The following is a 17,102-nucleotide window of genomic DNA, read 5'->3' on the forward strand; positions in this document are numbered from 1 at the left end:
TACTCCAATCAGCAACAACAGGCGCATCATCCACTCCATCAGACTGCGGCCACCGGGCGGGGCATCGGCAGGTGCGGCCGCTTTCGACGCAGACCGATCAGCGGACGCAGCCAAGGCAGCGTGCGTCCCACCCCATAGAAAAGCCAGCATCCGGCGACGGTCACCGCGACCGTCGCCAGAAACTCCGCCCATCCCGGCAGGGCCAGCGGCACCAGCCAGAAGATCGCGACGATGATGATCGTCTGATGGATCAGGTAAAAGGGGAAAACAGCCTCGGTCAGCATCGGCCGGATGGGATGATCCCGGTTCCAGAACCGTTCCGCGATGCCGATCATCGCCACGATTGCGCACCATTGCTGGGTGGCATGGGCGGCGGCATAGGGGGCGATGAACGCGTCCGGCACCGGCATGTCGCCGGGCCAGGCAAGCTCGGCATAGACCTTGAAGCCATAGGCCAGCGCAGCGACCGCCGCCGTCACCGGCCACCAGCGCCGGATGCCGGCCATCGCCTGGCCGGACCGCGCCAGAGCAAAACCGAACATGAAGCCGGGCAGATACATCAGATGCGCGATGTAATCGTCGAACAGGGCGTGCGTTTCCCCCCGGAACGGGAACCACAGGACGTGGACGCACAGCAGCCAGCCCAGCGGGATCAGCACGACACCCATTCCGCCGCCAAGGCTCATGGCCAGGTCGAACAATCGCTGCGCTCGTCCGCCGCCGGGCAGCAGGACGATCAGCGCCAGCAGCAGCGTGTACACCCACAGATAGACGATGAACCACAGATGGTTCCAGGTCGGCAGGACCAGGCCGAACAGTTTCCCGAACCGGAAGTAGTCCGTGGTCCAGAAATGCCAGTAGCCTTGCGGATAGCCGAATTTCGTCACCAGCTCGACCCAGGGCTGGGGCGGCACGATGACGATCACGCCGAACAACAGCGGCAGGATCAGGCGCAACGTCCGGTTGCCGGTAAAGCTGGCGATGCTGCTCGACCGTTCCAGGAGCGCGCGGCTGGCATAGCCGGACACGACGAACAACAGGCCGAGCCGCCATGCGTTGACGGCCAGCATCGGAATGGTCGTCCAGTCCGCACCCGATGGCGACTTCACGTGAAAGCCCCAGGGCACATAGACCATGCCGATATGATAGAGGATCAGGATGGCGAACGCGCCGATGCGCAGCCAGTCCATGCCATGGTGCCGCGCGACCGGATCCGTTACCCGCGCCCGTCGCGCCGCGCCCGCACCACCGTCTTTCATGCCGCCCGCCTTACGGGTATAGCGGCGCGAACGAAAGCTGCCTTCTTATCCGGGAAATCTTCATGTCTGTCCGTCCATGGCGCGATATCGCGCGACGCCCCTGCCGCCAGATCATGGTCGGCAATGTCCCCGTGGGCGGCGACGCGCCGGTAACGGTGCAGACCATGACGAACACGCCGACCACCGATGTGAAGGCGACGGTCGATCAGATTCGCCGGTGCGAAGAGGCGGGCGTGGACATCATCCGCGTGTCCGTGCCGGACGTGGAAAGCAGCACCGCGCTGAAACAGATCGTTCGCGCATCCCGCGTGCCGATCGTCGCGGACATCCATTTCCACTACAAGCGCGCGCTGGAAGCGGCCGATGCAGGGGCAGCCTGTCTGCGCATCAATCCCGGCAATATCGGCAGCGCCGACCGGGTGCGCGAAGTGGTGAACGCGGCCAAGGCCAATGGCTGTGCGATCCGCATCGGCGTGAACGCCGGCAGCCTGGAAAAGGACCTGCTGGAAAAATATGGCGAGCCGTGCCCGGAGGCGCTGGTCGAAAGCGCGCTCGATCATATCAAGCTGCTGCAGGACCATGATTTCCACGACTACAAGGTGGCGGTGAAGGCGTCGGACGTGTTTCTGGCCGTCGCCGCCTATCAGCAGCTGGCAGAGGCGGTGGATTGCCCGCTGCATCTGGGCATTACCGAGGCGGGCGGCTTCGTCGGCGGGACGGTGAAGAGCGCGATCGGCATCGGCTCGCTGCTGTGGTTCGGGATCGGCGATACCATTCGCGTATCGCTGTCGGCCGAGCCGGAGGACGAAGTGCGCGTCGGGTTCGAGATCCTGAAGGCGCTGGGCATCCGCAACCGGGGTGTCCGAGTCGTGTCCTGCCCCAGCTGCGCGCGGCAGGGGTTCGACGTGATCCGCACGGTTCAGGCGCTGGAGGAACGGCTTCAGCACATCCGCACGCCCATGTCGCTGTCGGTGCTGGGCTGCGTGGTCAACGGACCGGGCGAGGCGCGGGAAACCGACATCGGCCTGACCGGCGGCGGCAATGGCAAGCATATGGTGTATCTGTCGGGCGTCACCGACCACACGGTCGAAAGCGCGGACATGCTGGACCATATCGTCAAGCTGGTCGAGGCAAAGGCAGCGGAGATCGAGGCGTCGAGCGCGCCCGCCGTTGCTGCGGAATAACCCTGTGTTGCGGGGTGCTACTGCTGCGCTGGCGATCCTGGCGGCTGCGCTGCCGGTTGCCGCGCACGCCCCCGACGACCGGTTGCTGGCGGCGATGAAAGCATTGCGGAACGGCCGGTCCCGCATCCGATGATCGATGCGGGCGCGTGCCGCCGCTTTGCCGATGCCGCCGAGGCGCGGCTGGACAGACGACTGGCGGACGAGCGCGGCGGTTGACGCCGGGGGCGGGCCCCTTCAAGCGCGGGGCATGACCCGCCCCGCCACTGCCCCCATCATTGCCTTTGCCATGGGCTGTGTCGGCATCGCCCTGTTTTCCGGCATGGATGCGATCATGAAGGCGCAGAGCATCGCCATCGGTGCCTATAGCGCGATGTTCTGGCGATCCCTGCTCGGCTCTGTCCTGGGCGGTGCGATCTTTTTCGGCGGGGGCGGGCGGTTGCCCGGATGGCGGGCCATGCGGCTCCACCTGATCCGGGGCAGTTTCGGCGCATTGTCCATCGTCCTGTTTTTCTGGGGCCTGACGCGGGTGCCGCTGGCACAGGGCATTGCGCTTGCCTTTATCTCGCCGCTGGTCGCCATCGGGCTGGCCGCCCTTGTGCTGAAGGAACAGGTCGGGCGGGCTGCCATCATCGGTTCGGTCACCGCCTTTGCCGGGGTCGGCGTCATCCTGATCGGACAGGCGCAGGCGGAAATGGGGCCGGACGCGTTTCGCGGCGCCGTTGCCATCCTGATCGCGGCCATGCTGTACGGCGCATCCAATGTCATGCTGCGCGTGCAGGCCCAGTCGGCAAGCCCGCTGGAGGTCGCCTTTGCCACAAATTTCGTCTTTTTCCTCTGCTATCTGGCGGCGACGCCGTTCGTCGCGCTGACGCCGATGGCGGGATTGGGTGGCACGGGGTGGATCGCGGCAGCGGCCGTGCTGGCGCTGGTGTCGATCCAGGCGCTGGCCTGGGCCTATGCCCGCGCCGATGCCAGCTATCTGGCGCCGGTGGAATATACCGCCTTTGCCTGGGCGGCGCTGCTCGGCTGGCTGGTGTTCGCAGAGGTCGTGTCGCCATGGACGGTGGCGGGCGCCGGGCTGATCGTTGCGGGGTGCATCCTGGCGGCGCGCAGCAAGACCGGCAAAGGCGTGGAGGCGGCGATATGAACGTACGTGCGGCAGTATCGGGCGATGTGGGCACGATCCTGCGCTTCGTGCGCGAACTTGCCGAATATGAGCGTGAGCCCGATGCCGTAAAGGCCGACGATGCGATGATGACTGATGCGCTGTTCGGCGAACGCCCCGCGGCCGAGGCGCTGATCGCCGAGGTGGCTGGCGAGCCGGTGGGCTTTGCGCTGTTCTTCCACAATTTCTCGACCTGGGAGGGGCGTCGCGGCCTGTATCTTGAGGACCTGTACGTCACGCCCGCCGTGCGCGGATCGGGCGCGGGCAAGGCGCTGCTGAAGGCGTGTGCGCGGATCGCGCTGGAACGCGGCTGTGCCCGGTTTGAATGGGCGGTGCTCGACTGGAACCAGCCGGCGATCGATTTTTACCGGGCGATGGGCGCGGTCGGCATGGACGAATGGACGGTGCAGCGGGTCAGCGGCGATGCGCTGGCGCGGCTGGCGGCGGGGGGCTGAAGGATGGCATGGGTCTGGCTGATCCTGGGCGGATTGTTCGAGGTGGGCTTCACCACCAGCCTTCGCCACGTCGATGGCTTTCGCAGCATCCCCTGGACGATCGCCTTTCTGGTCAGCGTCACTTTGTCGATGCTGCTGCTGGAAATCGCGGCGCGCACGATTCCCATGGGCACGGCCTATACCGTCTGGGTCGGGATCGGCGCGCTCGGCACGATCCTGGTCGGCATCCTTGCCTATGGCGAAAGCGCAACGCCGGTGCGGCTGCTCCTGATGCTCGCGCTGATCGGCTGCATCGTCGGGCTGAAGCTGACGGCGGGCAAATAGGGCCGGACAGCAAAGGGGCCGGCACACCATCGGTGCACCGGCCCCATTTCAAACCGCTTGAAAGGTTCAGCCCTGAGCGGTTTCGACGCCGGTCTGATCGACGGATTCGGCCGCAGCCTCCTTGTCCTGCTTGTAGCGTTCGATGGCTTCAAGCGTGATGCGGCGCGCATCTTCCGCCCCGCCCCAGGTGCCGACGCGGACCCACTTCTTCTTTTCCAGGTCCTTGTAGTGGGTGAAGAAATGCTCGATCTGCTCCATCACGATACCGGGCAGATCGTCCTTTTCCATCACGTTGGAATAATAGGGAAAGACGGTGTCGTGCGGCACGCAGATCAGCTTTTCATCGCCGCCCGCTTCGTCTTCCAGGTTCAGGACCGCGATGGGGCGGGCCGCAACAACGCAGCCGGGGACGAAGGGCGAGCGGGCGATGACCAGCGCGTCCAGCGGATCGCCGTCCGGCGACAGCGTGTGCGGCACGAACCCGTAATTGGCCGGATAGCGCATCGGCGTGTGCAGGATGCGATCGACAAACAGCGCACCCGACGCCTTGTCGAACTCATATTTCACCGGCTCGCCGCCGGTCGGCACTTCGATGATGACGTTCAGGCTGTTCGGCGGATCATTGCCGACCGGCACCATGTCGATACGCATTGCTCTTTCCCCTTGGCTATTTGGCGCTGAGCAGCCGGTCGAGGCCGTTTTCTCCCGCGCCAGTCTTTTCGAGGCGCGGATAGCGCAGCCCATCGTGATAGTCGATGGCGGCCTCCCGGAAATGCGTGCCATATTTGACCAGCAACCGGATCGGCTCGCGTCCGCCCTTCGCAGCCTTCACCGCCGTCTTCAACTGGTCGGGGGTATATGCCTCGCCGCCCACCGCAGTCACGGTGCCGCCCACCGCAAGTCCGGCCTTGAACGCGGGGCTGCCCCAGTCGACGCCGCTGATCGTGCCGTCCTTGCCGACGGTCAGGCCCAGCGAATAGGTGAGGTTGACCCCGCCGGCCTTGGCCTCCGACCCCTTCAGGAAGGCGGTCGGCTCTTCGCTGTACACCAGCTTGTAGCCGTTGCCGGTGAACCCGCCCAGCGGCGCGCCCTGGCTGACCAGTTCGGTCCGCGCCTTCAGATGCTTTGACCAGTCAAAGGGCTGAATGCCGTTCAGGATGCGGACGACATCGTCGAACGTGTAGGTGACGACGCCCCAGTCGCCGTCATTGATGCCGAAAAACGCCTTGGCGAAATCGTCCATCGACTTGCTGCCGCCCGACAGCTCGCGCAGCTTGGCATCGACCTCAAGCCAGATCAGCAGGCCTTCATTGTAGTAATCCTCGCTCCGCTGCCAGCTGGTCCAGCCCTTTGGCCGGCGGGCGGAGATGATGGGATCGTTCGTCGTGTCGATCAGCGGACGCCAGGTGCGGCCCGCGCGCGTGTCGAGCGTTGCGGCAATGTTGGCCAGCATGTCCAGCGTATCCTGCTTGCCGACAATGCCGGAGCGCGCCTGAAGGACATAGCCCCAGAATTGCGTCTGCCCTTCATACACCCAGAGCAGGCTGTCGCGCATCGGATAGCGGAAATCCGGTGTCCACAGATCGGCCCCGCGGCGGAACTTGCCGTTCCAGCTATGGGTATATTCGTGCGGCAACAGGTTGCGGCTGCCCGGCCCCTTGTCCCAGTCGGTGAAATAGCCGGGACCGACGCCGTTTTCGGAGCTGCGGTGATGCTCAAGGCCGATCCCGCCCATTTCGTCGGTGATGGCGAACAGGAATTCATACTTGTCGTAATGCTGCGCGCCGAACAGCTTCACGCCCTGTTCCACCAGCCGCTTGTGCGCCTCGATATGCTCCGGCTTGGCCTCCAGCTCCTTGGGATTGTCGGCAAAGACGTTGAGGTCAACGCGGTCGGACAAGGCCCATTCCTTGAAATAGGCGCCGGCAAAGACCGGGCTGTCGACCAGCGTGTCGTAATCGGTCGTCTGATAGCTGTAGACCGACCCGCGATTGGTGGCGGGCAGGCCGGACCGCGCGGTCCAGCCGTCGGGATAGGTCACGGTCATGCTGACCGGGATGTTCCGCGTGAAATAGCCGGCGGGATACAGGCTCATCGAATTGGGCTGAAGGTTCAGCATCTTGGGCGCCATCACGATCCGCCCCTGATTGCCCTGCGTCGCAGAGGCGAACTGGAACCGCGCCTCGACCGAGCGGACGCCGGCCGGGATGTCCAGGTGGAACGCGTTCATGTCCAGCACGTCGCGCTTCCACGGGATCACCTTGCCATTGCCGGTAAAGACCAGGCCGGTCAGCTTTTCGATCTGCCCGCGCGGCGCATGGGCACCGGGCAGCCATTCGGGGAACAGCAGGGTCATCGGCCCGGCCTTGGCAACGGGGATCGTCTCCTTAACGGTAAAGATCCCCTGCGCCACGTTGGTCGCGTCGATCTCCAGCTTCAGCGTGCCGGGATATTGCACGTCGCGCGCGGCCGGCACCTTGTCGACGATCGGCAGCGGCTGCGGCTTGCTGTTCTGGGCAAGCGCGGGCGCAGTGGTGGCAAGCAGCAGCGCGCCAAGCGCGAGAGGACGGTTCATCGGGCGGGAGACCTTTCGGCAAATCGATGTGGTGCAGTGCAGTAAAGCGCCGCATCGGCCGCTCGTCCAGCCCAATCAGCAATCATCCTTCACGGCTTGCTTACCATTGCCGCGCTAATCGGGCGTGGATGTATCACGACGCCGCCCTCGCCCCGCGCACGGATGCCGATCCGCGGCCGCGATCGGCCGTGTCGCACGGCGTCGGGCTTGCCGGGCTGGCCGGGATGACGGCATGGCTGGCGCTGGCCCTGTGGCTGGGCATGGACGGGCCATTCGCTGCGCTGGTCAATGTCGCGGCGGCGGGCGTGCCCATGGTCCTGTGGTCGGTGCTGGTCGACAAGGTGCACCGCAACCCGTCGACCGGGATCGACTGGTCGCTGAAGCGGCCGCTTAAGGACAGCATCGACACCAGCATTACCAAGCTGGTCGGCCTGTGGCTCACCTGGGCCGCGATCGCCGGTGTCTATGCCGTTGCCCGCTTTTACTGGCAGGGCAATTACCAGTTCGCCATGTGGTGTTTCCAGATGGCGGCGCCGTGGCTGTTCGCGCTGTCCATCCCCTATGTCCTGTGGATCGACCGCCACCTGGTCGAACCGCGCGACGGCCCCTGGCACCTTGGCGCGTGGCTGATGAACCTGGATGAGCCGATCGACCGGGAGGCCATTTACGGCCATTTGCGGGCATGGGCGGTGAAGGGGTTTTTCCTGGCCTTCATGCTCGCCATCGTGCCGGGCGGATTTGGCGAGGTGATCCGATGGGACCGGTCGATGCTGCTGGGCGATCCGGTGATGCTGGCGCGCTTTCTGATCACCGTCATGTTCATGGTCGACGTCGCGTTCGCCACATCGGGCTATATCCTGACGATGAAGCCGCTGGACGCGCATATCCGGTCGGCCACGCCCTATACGGCCGGATGGGTGTCGGCGCTGATCTGCTATCCCCCGTTCGCGCTGATGGGCAATGGCGGGCCGCTGGACTATCATCCCGGCACGTCGGAATGGACGTTCTGGCTGCGCGATTATCCGGCGGTCATGGCCGGGTTCGGTGCAGTGCTGGTCGCGCTGACCGCCATTTATGCCTGGGCGACGATCGCGTTCGGCATCCGGTTTTCAAACCTGACGCATCGCGGCATCCTGACCCACGGTCCCTATGCCTGGACCCGGCATCCCGCCTATGTGTCCAAGAACCTGTTCTGGTGGATCGCCACGCTGCCATTCCTGACGACGACGAACAGCTGGTCCGATGCGATCCGCAACACGGTGCTGATGGCGGCGGTGACGGGCGTTTATTTCTGGCGCGCGAAAACCGAGGAAAAGCACCTGGGCGCCGATCCCGACTATCAGGCCTATAGCGACTGGATGACCCGCAACGGGCCGGTCCCGCGCTTCTTTGCCGCCATCCGCCGGGTTGCGGCGACGCGCCTTTGATCAGATCTGGCGAGGCGTCCCGTCCGTCAGCACATGGCTGCACAGCTGCGCCTGCGGCGTGTCGCCGTCGTGCAGCTGGGCAACCGTGACCCAGCCCTCGGCGCGCAACCGCGCCGCCAGACCGGCATCGGTGCCGATGGGCAGGAACAGGCGGCGGCGCTCGGCAACCGCCAGTCCCGCCTCAAGGATCGGATCGGCATAGAGCGAAAAGCCGATGGCCGGTTCGGCAATGCCGCCATCGTGCATCACGACATAGGCGCCGCCCCGGCCGATCTCGCCGCGCACCCCGGCGGCAAAGATCGAAAAGCCCAGCCAGCTTTGATATTCGAACCCATGCCGCTCAGTCGGGTCCAGCGTCAGGGAAACCTGCCCGCCAATGCCGTCGGCCAGCGCGCGCAGCCCGTCGATCCGGCTGGCCAGCGCGCCAGTGGCATCCCATGCGGCCAGCCGCTCGATCGCGCGCCCGAACGGCCCCGCCGCCTCGATCAGCGGCAGATAATCGGGCGCGATCGCCGCGACGCCCGCGTGATCCTTTGCATCCAGCCGCTCGTTGAGCGCCGCCAGCTGCGCAGGCGACAGCCAGTCGCCGGCCAGCGTCTCGACCAGGTCGGGCAGCGTGAAATCGATGGACAATCCGGTCAGCCCGGCGGCCGTCAGCGCCTCGACCGCCACACCCACCACTTCGCGGGCGGCGCTGACCGAATCGAGGCCGATCAGCTCTGCACCGATCTGACGCAGCGCGCGATCGGGCGCGAGTTGACCCGCGCGCAGCTTCAGCACCGGCCCGGCATAGGACAGGCGGACGGGGCGCGGATGGTGCGCCATCCGGCTGGCGGCGATGCGGCCGACCTGTGCCGTGATGTCGGGACGGATGGCCAGGGTGCGCTGCGACACGGGATCGACGAAGCGGACCGCGTCCTTCAGGCTGGATGCCTTGAGCCGCTGGCCGAGCGTGTCGGCAAACTCCGCCAGTGGCGGATCGACCTGCTCATAGCCATGGGCAAAGGCGGTATCGAGGATGCGCCGCTCCAGCCGGGCCGCGGCATCGGCCAGCGGCGGCAGGCGGTCGTGAAATCCTTCGGGCAGCAATCCGGTCATGGCTGCAAGCCGCTAGTCGAAGGGGCCGCTCATCACAAGCGGCCCCCCGAAGGTTGCGTTCAGAACTTGAGCGCCATCGCCGTCTTGACGCCCGGCAGGGCGCGGACGCGGGCGATCAGCTCCGGCGTCACTGCCTCGTCGACCGACAGCAGCAGCACCGCCTCGCCGCCCGCTTCGCGGCGACCGAGGTGGAAGGTGCCGATGTTGACGCCCGCCTCGCCCAGCGTCGAACCCAGACGACCGATGAACCCCGGCGCATCCTCGTTGACGACGTACAGCATGTCGCCGGCCAGATCGGCCTCGATCTTGATGCCGAACAGCTCAACCAGGCGCGGTGCGGCGTTGCTGAACAACGTGCCCGCCACCGACCGCTCGCCGGCATCGGTCTTGACCGACACGCGCACCAGGCTGTTGTAATCGCCCGCGCGTTCGTTGCGCACCTCGCGCACCTCGATCCCGCGTTCCTTTACCAGGAACGGCGCATTGACCATGTTCACCGTGTCGGAATGGACGCGCAGGAACCCGGCCAGCGCCGCCGACACCATCGGTTTCAGGTTCAGTTCCGCCGCTGCGCCCTCGGCATGGACGGAGACGCGCGGCACGCCGCCATGGGCCAGCTGGCCGACCAGGCTGCCCAGCCGCTCGGCCAGCGCCATATAGGGTTTCAGCCGGGGCGCTTCCTCCGCCGACAGGCTGGGCACGTTCAGCGCGTTGGTGACGCCGCCGGTCAGCAGGTAATCGGCCATCTGTTCGGCCACCTGCAACGCGACATTAACCTGCGCCTCATTGGTCGATGCGCCCAGATGCGGGGTGGCGACGAAATTGGGCGTGCCGAACAGCGGATGCGCCTTGGCCGGTTCCTCGACGAACACGTCCAGCGCCGCGCCGGCGATATGGCCCGAATCCAGGCCCGCCTTCAGCGCGGCCTCGTCGATCAGGCCGCCGCGCGCGCAGTTGATGATCCGCACGCCCTTCTTGGTCTTGGCCAGGTTTTCCGCCGACAGGATGTTGCGCGTCTGATCGGTCAGCGGCGTGTGCAGCGTGATGAAATCGGCGCGGGCGAGCAGCTCGTCCAGCTCCACCTTGTCCACGCCGATTTCCAGCGCGCGCTCGGGCGACAGGAAGGGATCGAAGGCGGCGACCTTCATCTTCAGGCCCAGCGCACGGTCGGCGACGATCGAACCGATATTGCCCGCACCGATCAGGCCCAGCGTCTTGCCGGTCAGCTCGACGCCCATGAAGCGGTTCTTTTCCCACTTGCCCGCCTGCGTGCTGGCGTCCGCCTCCGGCAACTGGCGGGCCAGCGCGAACATCAGGGCGATGGCGTGTTCGGCGGTGGTGATCGAATTGCCGAACGGCGTGTTCATCACCACGACACCGGCGGCGCTGGCGGCGGGAATGTCGACATTGTCGACGCCGATGCCGGCGCGGCCGACGACCTTCAGATTGGTGGCATGGGCCAGAATGTCCTTGGTCACCTTGGTCGAGGAGCGGATGGCCAGGCCGTCATATTCGCCGATGATCGCTTTAAGCTCATCGGGCGTCTTGCCGGTGATCTCGTCCACCTCGACCCCGCGATCGCGGAAAATCTGGGCGGCGAGCGGGGACATTTTGTCGGAAATCAGAACCTTGGGCATGGGATTGGTCCTTGGAAGAGAGCGTGCTGCTGCGAAAGCAGAAGCGCAGAGTTTCAAAGGGAGTGGCTTTGCCGCTCCGGGCCCCCGCTTTCGCGGGAGCGCGGGCGGGTTTCAGGCTGCCTTGACGGCCGCGTAGGCCCAGTCGAGCCAGGGGCCGAGCGCCTCGATATCGGCGGTATCGACCGTGGCGCCGCACCAGATGCGAAGGCCGGCGGGCGCATCGCGATATCCGGCGATGTCGAATGCCGCGCCTTCCTTTTCCAGAAGGCTCGCCATCTGCTTGATGAATGCCTCGTCCGCGCCCTCGACCGTCAGGCAGACGCTGGTCTTTGAACGGGTGGCGGAATCGGCGGCGAGATGGCCCAGCCAGTCGCGTTCCGCGACGATCCGGTCCAGCGCGGCGGCATTGGCATCGCTGCGCGCGATCAGCCCCTCAAGACCGCCAAGCGATTTCGCCCATTCAAGCGCGAAGATCGCGTCCTCGACGGCCAGCATCGACGGGGTGTTGATCGTCTCGCCCTTGAACACGCCCTCGGCCAGCTTGCCCTTGGCCATCAGGCGGAACACCTTGGGCAGCGGCCAGGCGGGGGTATAGGTTTCCAGCCGTTCCACAGCGCGCGGGCCGAGGATCAGGACGCCGTGCGCGCCCTCACCGCCCAGCACCTTCTGCCAGCTGAACGTCGCCACATCGATCTTGTCCCAGTCGATGTCATAGGCGAACACCGCGCTTGTCGAATCGGCAAAGGACAGCCCCTCGCGGTCGGCCGGGATCCAGTCCGCGTTCGGCACGCGCACGCCGCTGGTCGTGCCGTTCCAGGTGAACAGGACGTCGGTGGACCAGTCGACCGCGTTCAGATCGGGCAGCTGGCCGTAATCGGCGCGGATGACGGTGGGATCGAGCTTCAGCTGCTTGACCGCATCGGTCACCCAGCCTTCGCCAAAGCTTTCCCATGCCAGCGCGGTGACGGGCCGTGCGCCCAGCATCGTCCACATCGCCATTTCATAGGCGCCGGTGTCGGATGCGGGTACGATGCCGATGCGGTGGGTGTCGGGCAGGCGCAGCATCTCGCGCATCAGGTCGATGGCGTATTGCAGGCGCTGCTTGCCAAGCTTTGACCGGTGCGAACGGCCGAGCGAATCGACGGCCAGCTTGTCGAGCGACCAGCCGGGCGGCTTGGCACAAGGACCGGAGGAAAAATGGGGGCGCGCCGGAAGGGTGGCGGGCTTGGCGGGCGCAAGGGTTGCGCCGGCGGCAGTCAGGTCAGTCATGTCAGTCTCTCCTTGCAGAGAGCACGCGCGGCGTTGGGACCGCGTGGCCCGTCGACCGCCCTAGAGGCACTGAGTTGCCTGTCAACGCTTTTGTTGCGGCGGCGGTGCAAGCAGCCCGCGGTCGGTCATCCAGTCTGTGATCCGTTCCGGCCAGTGGCGCAGCGACACCATCGGCGTCGCCTCACCCATGTTATAGGCATGGCCCCCGGCCGCATACAGGTGCAGTTCCGCCGAGGCCCCTGCCGCGCGGTAGGCGGTCAGGATGTCAATCACCGGCTGTGAGCAGCAGGCGTCGTCGCTGGCGGCGGATAGCAGCAGCGGCGGCGCGTCTTTGGTGATCGCCTCCTCGCCCTTCAGCGGGCCGGGAAACACCAGGATGCCGTAATCGGGCCGTGCCGACAGCCGGTCGATCGCGTCCGCTGCGCCTGGAGCGGGAACCGGCGGGCTGAGCAGCGTGACCCGCGCCAGCTCACCGCCCGCCGAAAATCCCATCACGCCGATCCGGTCTGGCGCGATGGAATACTCGGCGGCTCGGGATCGGACCAGGCGGACGGCCCGCTCCGCATCCTCGCGCGCATTAGCGAAGCTGTAGGGCGAATCCTTCTGCCGGAACAGGCGGTAGCGCAGGACGAATGCGGCAACGCCGCGCTGCGCAAACCAGCGGGCGACATCGTCCCCCTCGGTGGTGATGACCAGAAATTCGTGCGCGCCGCCCGGCATGATGATGACGGACGCGCCGGTGCGCCGTTCCGGATGGGCGGGAAAATAGGTGACCGACGGCGCGTTGATCGACTTGGTCCAATAATCCTTCGATTCCTCCGGCAGCGTGGCGCGAGCCTCGAATCCCGGCGCGCCCTTTTCCCACAGCGGAATGCGCGTGCCCGGTGCCGGCGCGCCCTGCGCCAGCGCCGCCGCGCCACAGAACAGCGCCACCAGCGCGAGCATCCATCGGATCATCGTTCATCCCCTCCTGTCCGGCTGCATGGTAGCGCTCGCAGGCGGCGGTTCGTCAAGCGGCTGGTTGCGCGGGCGCAGTGCCGCTTTAGACTGGTGCCATGGTATTTCGCGTCCGCTTGCCCGCCCTGCTCGCCCTGCCCCTGATGCTGGCCGGATGCGTGTTCGGCGGGGGTGGAGAGGAGGATCGCCCGCAACAGCGCATCCGCCCGCGGGCCGGCGGGCCGGTGACCGTGCGGCGTCCCGCGACAGCGGACACGCTGCAATGCCATGCCGAACTGGCGCAGGCGGGCGTCCGCTTCACGCCCTTGCCCGATCAGGATTTCGGCAGCGGCTGCCTGGTCGAAGGTGCCGTGCGGCTCGACGATTACGGCCTGCCGACCAGCGGGCTGAAGGCGATCCGGTGCCCGCTGGCCCAGCGGTTCGTCGCCTGGACCCGCTATGCGGTGCAGCCTGCGGCCCGGATCGTTTATGGTCAGGCGGTAGTACGCATCGAAACCTATGGCACGTTCAGTTGCCGAGGGATCGTGGGTAATGGCCCTGCGGCCAGCGGACGGGTGTCACAGCACGGGCTGGCCAACGCCATCGACATTGCCGGCTTTACCCTGTCCGACGGGCGCCGGGTGACGCTGACCGATGGCTGGAACAGCCAGGACGAACGCGATCGCCGGTTCCTGCGCCTGATCCACGAAAGCGCGTGCAAGCGGTTCACCACGGTGCTCAGCCCCGATTACAATGCCGCGCACTACAACCATTTCCATTTCGACATGAGCGGTCGCGGCTTTTGCCGGTAAGGCGGGATCAGCCCGCAGCCTCGACCTGTTCGGCCAGTTCCAGCCACCGCATCTCGGCCGCGTCCTTTTCGTCCCGCGCCTTGGCGATGGCGTCGGTCAGCGCGGCAAACCGCCTTGGATCGGCTGTGTAGAGCTTGGGATCAGCGAGCGCCGCCTCATCCCGTGCGATGGCGGCATCCAGTTCCTCGATCCGCTTGGGCAGGAGATCATAGTCGCGTTGATCCTTGTAACTCAGCTTGGCCGATTTCGGTTTTGGCGGCGCGGCCTCGACCGGCTTGGCCACTGCCTTCCGCGCCTCTGGCCGGATGCGGCGCTTGGCCTCCCAGTCCGCATAGCCACCGACCACGGCATCGATGGTGCCGCTGCCGTCCAGGCCCAGAGTGACCGTTACCGTGCGGTCCAGAAAGTCGCGGTCATGGCTGACGATCAGGACGGTGCCTTCATAATCGCCGATCACGTCCTGCAACAGATCCAGCGTTTCGAGGTCCAGGTCGTTGGTCGGCTCGTCCAGCACCAGAAGGTTGCTGGGCCGGGCGAATTCGCGCGCCATCAACAGACGCGACCGTTCGCCGCCAGACAGGGTGCCGACTTTCGCGTCCACCATTTCCGGCGGGAACAGGAATTCCTTCAGATAGCCATGGACGTGCTTTCGCGTGCCCCGCACGTCCAGCCACTCGCCGCCATCGGCCAGCACGTCCCGCACCGTCTTGTCCGGGGCCATCTTGCTGCGCTGCTGGTCGATGACGATCATGTCGATGGTCTTGGCCAGCTTGATCTCGCCCGCATCGGGCGCGACTTCGCCGGTCAGCAGCTTGATCAGCGTGGACTTGCCCGCGCCATTGCGCCCGACAATGCCGATCCGGTCGCCGCGCGTGATCCGAAAGCTGAAATCCCGGACGATCGCCCGGTCGCCATAGGATTTGGTCACGCCCTTGGCGTCGATCACGACCTTGGTCTTGCTGTCATCGGACGATGCGGCAAGTGCGGCCGTGCCCTGCATCCCGGTCATCGCCGCCCGTTCGGCGCGCATCTCGATCAGCTTGTTCAGCCGCCCCATGTTGCGCCGCCGCCGTCCGGTGACCCCGCGCTGCAGCCAGTGTTCCTCCAGCTTCAGCCGCGCATCCAGCCGTTCGGCCGCGCGCTGTTCCTCGGCCTCGACCTGTTCGGTCCATGCCTCGAACCCGCCAAAGCCGATTTCGGAACGGCGCATGGTCCCCCGGTCCAGCCAGAAGGTCTGGCGCGTCAGGCGCGTCAGGAACGTGCGGTCGTGGCTGATCACGACAAACGCGCCGCGAAACCGGGTCAGCCAGTCCTCCAGCCATTCGATGGCGGCGATATCCAGATGGTTGGTCGGTTCGTCCAGCAGCAGCACGTCGGGATCCTGCGCCAGCGCGCGGGCGATCGCCGCCCGCCGCCGCTCGCCGCCCGATGCGGTCGCCGCCTCGCGCGCCATGTCGATGCCCAGCTGGTCAGCGATGGCCGCAACCTCGTGCCGCTCCGGCGCATCCGCACCCGCCAGCGCAAAGTCCATCAGCGTCGCATGGCCAGCGACCGAAGGATCCTGTTCCAGCAGGATGACGCGCGTGCCCGGCACGATCACCCGCTTGCCCTCATCCGCCTCGATCTTGCCCGACAACAGCTTGAGCAGCGTCGTCTTGCCCGCGCCGTTCCGCCCGATCAGCGCCAGCCGGTCGCGCGCGCCGATATAGAGGTTCAGCCCCTGGAACAGCCAGCCGCTGCCCTGGACCAGACCCAGATTTTCAAAGCTCAGAATGGGTGCCGCCATGCCGCGCCACCTAGGTGGACTGTGGCGCTGCGGCAAGCACCGGAAAGGATTCGGCCTTGCGCGGCGCTTACCGTCCCATTCACGGGTTGTTCAACGCGGCAATTTTATGGCAACGCCCATGAACATGGCGGGCAAATCCCTCTTTCTGGCGGCGCTTGTGCTGGTCAGCGGTGCAGGCTTCGACGCAGCGGCGGCGCAGCGGCGCCCGCGCGTCGACCAGCAGGCCGCGCATCAGGGCCGTGCCGAAGGGCGATTGCTGCCGTCCCGCGAGATCGAGCGCCGCGTCGTTCCCCAGATGAAGGGCGCGGAATATCTGGGGTTCGACTTCGATTCGGGGACCGCCATTTACACGTTGAAATTCCTGCGCGAAGGCAATGTGATCTGGGTCGATGTCGACGCACGGTCGGGTCGCATCCTGGGTCGCACCGGCCGCTGACGCGGTACACACGCAAAAAAGAGGAGCAACGGATGCGCGTTCTGATCGTCGAGGATGAGCCCAATCTGCGCCAGCAGCTCCACAACACGCTGGTCGGCGCCGGATATGCCGTGGACACCGCCTCCGATGGCGAAGAAGGGCATTTTCTCGGCTCGACCGAAAGCTATGACGCGATCATCCTCGACCTCGGCCTGCCCGAAGTGGACGGACTGACCGTCCTTGACCGCTGGCGGCGCGAAGGGCGGACGACCCCCGTGCTGGTGCTGACGGCCCGGGACAGCTGGTCGGACAAGGTCGCCGGGCTGGACGCCGGTGCCGATGATTATGTCGCCAAGCCGTTTCAGTCGGAGGAGCTGATTGCCCGTCTGCGCGCCCTGATCCGCCGTGCGTCGGGCAATGCATCGGCCGAACTGATCGCGGGCGACATCCGCCTCGACACGCGGTCGGGCAAGGTGACCAAGGCTGGCGAGCCGGTGAAGCTGACGGCGCAGGAATACAAGCTGCTGTCCTATCTGCTGCATCACAAGGGCAAGGTTGTCAGCCGGACCGAGCTGATCGAGCACATCTACGATCAGGATTTCGACCGCGACTCGAACACGATCGAGGTGTTCGTGACGCGCATCCGCAAGAAACTGGGCGCGGATGTCATCACCACGATCCGTGGCCTGGGCTACAGCCTGGACGAACCGGCCGACGCCTGAGGGGCGGCGCGGGATGCGGGCTGGCATGGCATTGAGCA

At 66.1% G+C, this 17,102-nt stretch carries 16 protein-coding genes; 8 read left to right on the plus strand and 8 right to left on the minus strand.

The window, feature by feature from the left end; all coding sequences use genetic code 11:
* Positions 1–38: 38 nt before the first annotated feature.
* Positions 39–1,259 (minus strand): acyltransferase family protein, encoded by a 1,221-nt coding sequence (locus NYR55_RS08960; RefSeq protein ID WP_260020909.1) that lies wholly within the window; start codon positions 1,257–1,259, stop codon positions 39–41.
* Positions 1,260–1,321: 62 nt separating this feature from the next.
* Here NYR55_RS08960 and ispG point away from each other — a divergent pair, with 62 nt between their 5' ends.
* From ispG to NYR55_RS08980, 4 genes are all read left to right on the plus strand, one after another.
* The gene (ispG, locus tag NYR55_RS08965; RefSeq protein WP_260020911.1) at positions 1,322–2,443 is read left to right on the plus strand and encodes a flavodoxin-dependent (E)-4-hydroxy-3-methylbut-2-enyl-diphosphate synthase; all 1,122 of its coding nucleotides are present in this window, start codon (positions 1,322–1,324) and stop codon (positions 2,441–2,443) included.
* Between the two features lie 247 nt (positions 2,444–2,690).
* Positions 2,691–3,590, plus strand: coding sequence for a DMT family transporter (locus tag NYR55_RS08970; protein WP_260020912.1), 900 nt, complete (start codon positions 2,691–2,693; stop codon positions 3,588–3,590).
* Positions 3,587–4,063 (plus strand): GNAT family N-acetyltransferase, encoded by a 477-nt coding sequence (locus NYR55_RS08975; protein ID WP_260020913.1) that lies wholly within the window; start codon positions 3,587–3,589, stop codon positions 4,061–4,063. Before NYR55_RS08970 ends, NYR55_RS08975 begins: the two co-directional genes overlap by 4 nt.
* Before the next feature lie 3 nt (positions 4,064–4,066).
* Entirely contained in the window at positions 4,067–4,387 is a 321-nt protein-coding gene (locus tag NYR55_RS08980; protein WP_260020914.1) for a multidrug efflux SMR transporter, read from the plus strand.
* A gap of 66 nt (positions 4,388–4,453) precedes the next feature.
* Here NYR55_RS08980 and ppa read toward each other — a convergent pair whose 3' ends face one another.
* Both ppa and NYR55_RS08990 read right to left on the minus strand, forming a co-directional pair.
* Positions 4,454–5,038, minus strand: coding sequence for an inorganic diphosphatase (ppa, locus tag NYR55_RS08985; protein WP_260020915.1), 585 nt, complete (start codon positions 5,036–5,038; stop codon positions 4,454–4,456).
* Between the two features lie 16 nt (positions 5,039–5,054).
* Positions 5,055–6,962 (minus strand): peptidase M61, encoded by a 1,908-nt coding sequence (locus tag NYR55_RS08990; protein ID WP_260020916.1) that lies wholly within the window; start codon positions 6,960–6,962, stop codon positions 5,055–5,057.
* A 128-nt stretch (positions 6,963–7,090) separates the two neighbouring features.
* On the opposite strand from NYR55_RS08990, the gene NYR55_RS08995 reads away from it, so the two are divergent.
* Complete coding sequence (locus NYR55_RS08995; RefSeq protein ID WP_260020917.1) at positions 7,091–8,389, plus strand: protein-S-isoprenylcysteine O-methyltransferase; 1,299 nt, start codon at positions 7,091–7,093, stop codon at positions 8,387–8,389.
* On the opposite strand, the gene NYR55_RS09000 is transcribed toward NYR55_RS08995, so the two are convergent.
* The 4 genes from NYR55_RS09000 to NYR55_RS09015 all read right to left on the minus strand — a co-directional run bounded on the left by NYR55_RS09000 (position 8,390) and on the right by NYR55_RS09015 (position 13,350).
* Positions 8,390–9,487: an ATP phosphoribosyltransferase regulatory subunit gene (locus NYR55_RS09000; protein WP_260020918.1), complete on the minus strand. Its 1,098-nt coding sequence runs from the start codon at positions 9,485–9,487 to the stop codon at positions 8,390–8,392.
* Between the two features lie 59 nt (positions 9,488–9,546).
* Positions 9,547–11,124: a phosphoglycerate dehydrogenase gene (gene serA / locus NYR55_RS09005; RefSeq protein ID WP_260020919.1), complete on the minus strand. Its 1,578-nt coding sequence runs from the start codon at positions 11,122–11,124 to the stop codon at positions 9,547–9,549.
* A gap of 111 nt (positions 11,125–11,235) precedes the next feature.
* Complete coding sequence (locus tag NYR55_RS09010) at positions 11,236–12,393, minus strand: phosphoserine transaminase (RefSeq protein ID WP_260020921.1); 1,158 nt, start codon at positions 12,391–12,393, stop codon at positions 11,236–11,238.
* Between the two features lie 81 nt (positions 12,394–12,474).
* The gene (locus NYR55_RS09015) at positions 12,475–13,350 is read right to left on the minus strand and encodes an alpha/beta hydrolase (RefSeq protein ID WP_260020923.1); all 876 of its coding nucleotides are present in this window, start codon (positions 13,348–13,350) and stop codon (positions 12,475–12,477) included.
* A gap of 98 nt (positions 13,351–13,448) precedes the next feature.
* Between NYR55_RS09015 and NYR55_RS09020 the strand changes: the two genes are divergently transcribed.
* Positions 13,449–14,141 carry an extensin family protein gene (locus NYR55_RS09020; RefSeq protein ID WP_260020924.1) on the plus strand — a complete coding sequence of 231 codons (693 nt, stop codon included), beginning with the start codon at positions 13,449–13,451 and terminating at the stop codon, positions 14,139–14,141.
* Between the two features lie 7 nt (positions 14,142–14,148).
* Here the strand turns inward: NYR55_RS09020 and NYR55_RS09025 are convergent, their stop codons facing one another.
* Positions 14,149–15,927: an ATP-binding cassette domain-containing protein gene (locus tag NYR55_RS09025; protein WP_260020925.1), complete on the minus strand. Its 1,779-nt coding sequence runs from the start codon at positions 15,925–15,927 to the stop codon at positions 14,149–14,151.
* Between the two features lie 106 nt (positions 15,928–16,033).
* Between NYR55_RS09025 and NYR55_RS09030 the strand changes: the two genes are divergently transcribed.
* Complete coding sequence (locus NYR55_RS09030; protein WP_260020926.1) at positions 16,034–16,363, plus strand: PepSY domain-containing protein; 330 nt, start codon at positions 16,034–16,036, stop codon at positions 16,361–16,363.
* 32 nt (positions 16,364–16,395) lie between these two features.
* A complete protein-coding gene (locus NYR55_RS09035) occupies positions 16,396–17,064 on the plus strand; it encodes a response regulator transcription factor (protein WP_260020927.1) in 669 nt (222 codons plus the stop codon).
* The last annotated feature ends 38 nt before the right edge of the window (positions 17,065–17,102 follow it).

The organism is Sphingomonas sp. BGYR3, from assembly GCF_025153455.1.
In the GTDB taxonomy this organism is placed as follows: Bacteria; Pseudomonadota; Alphaproteobacteria; order Sphingomonadales; family Sphingomonadaceae; genus Sphingomonas.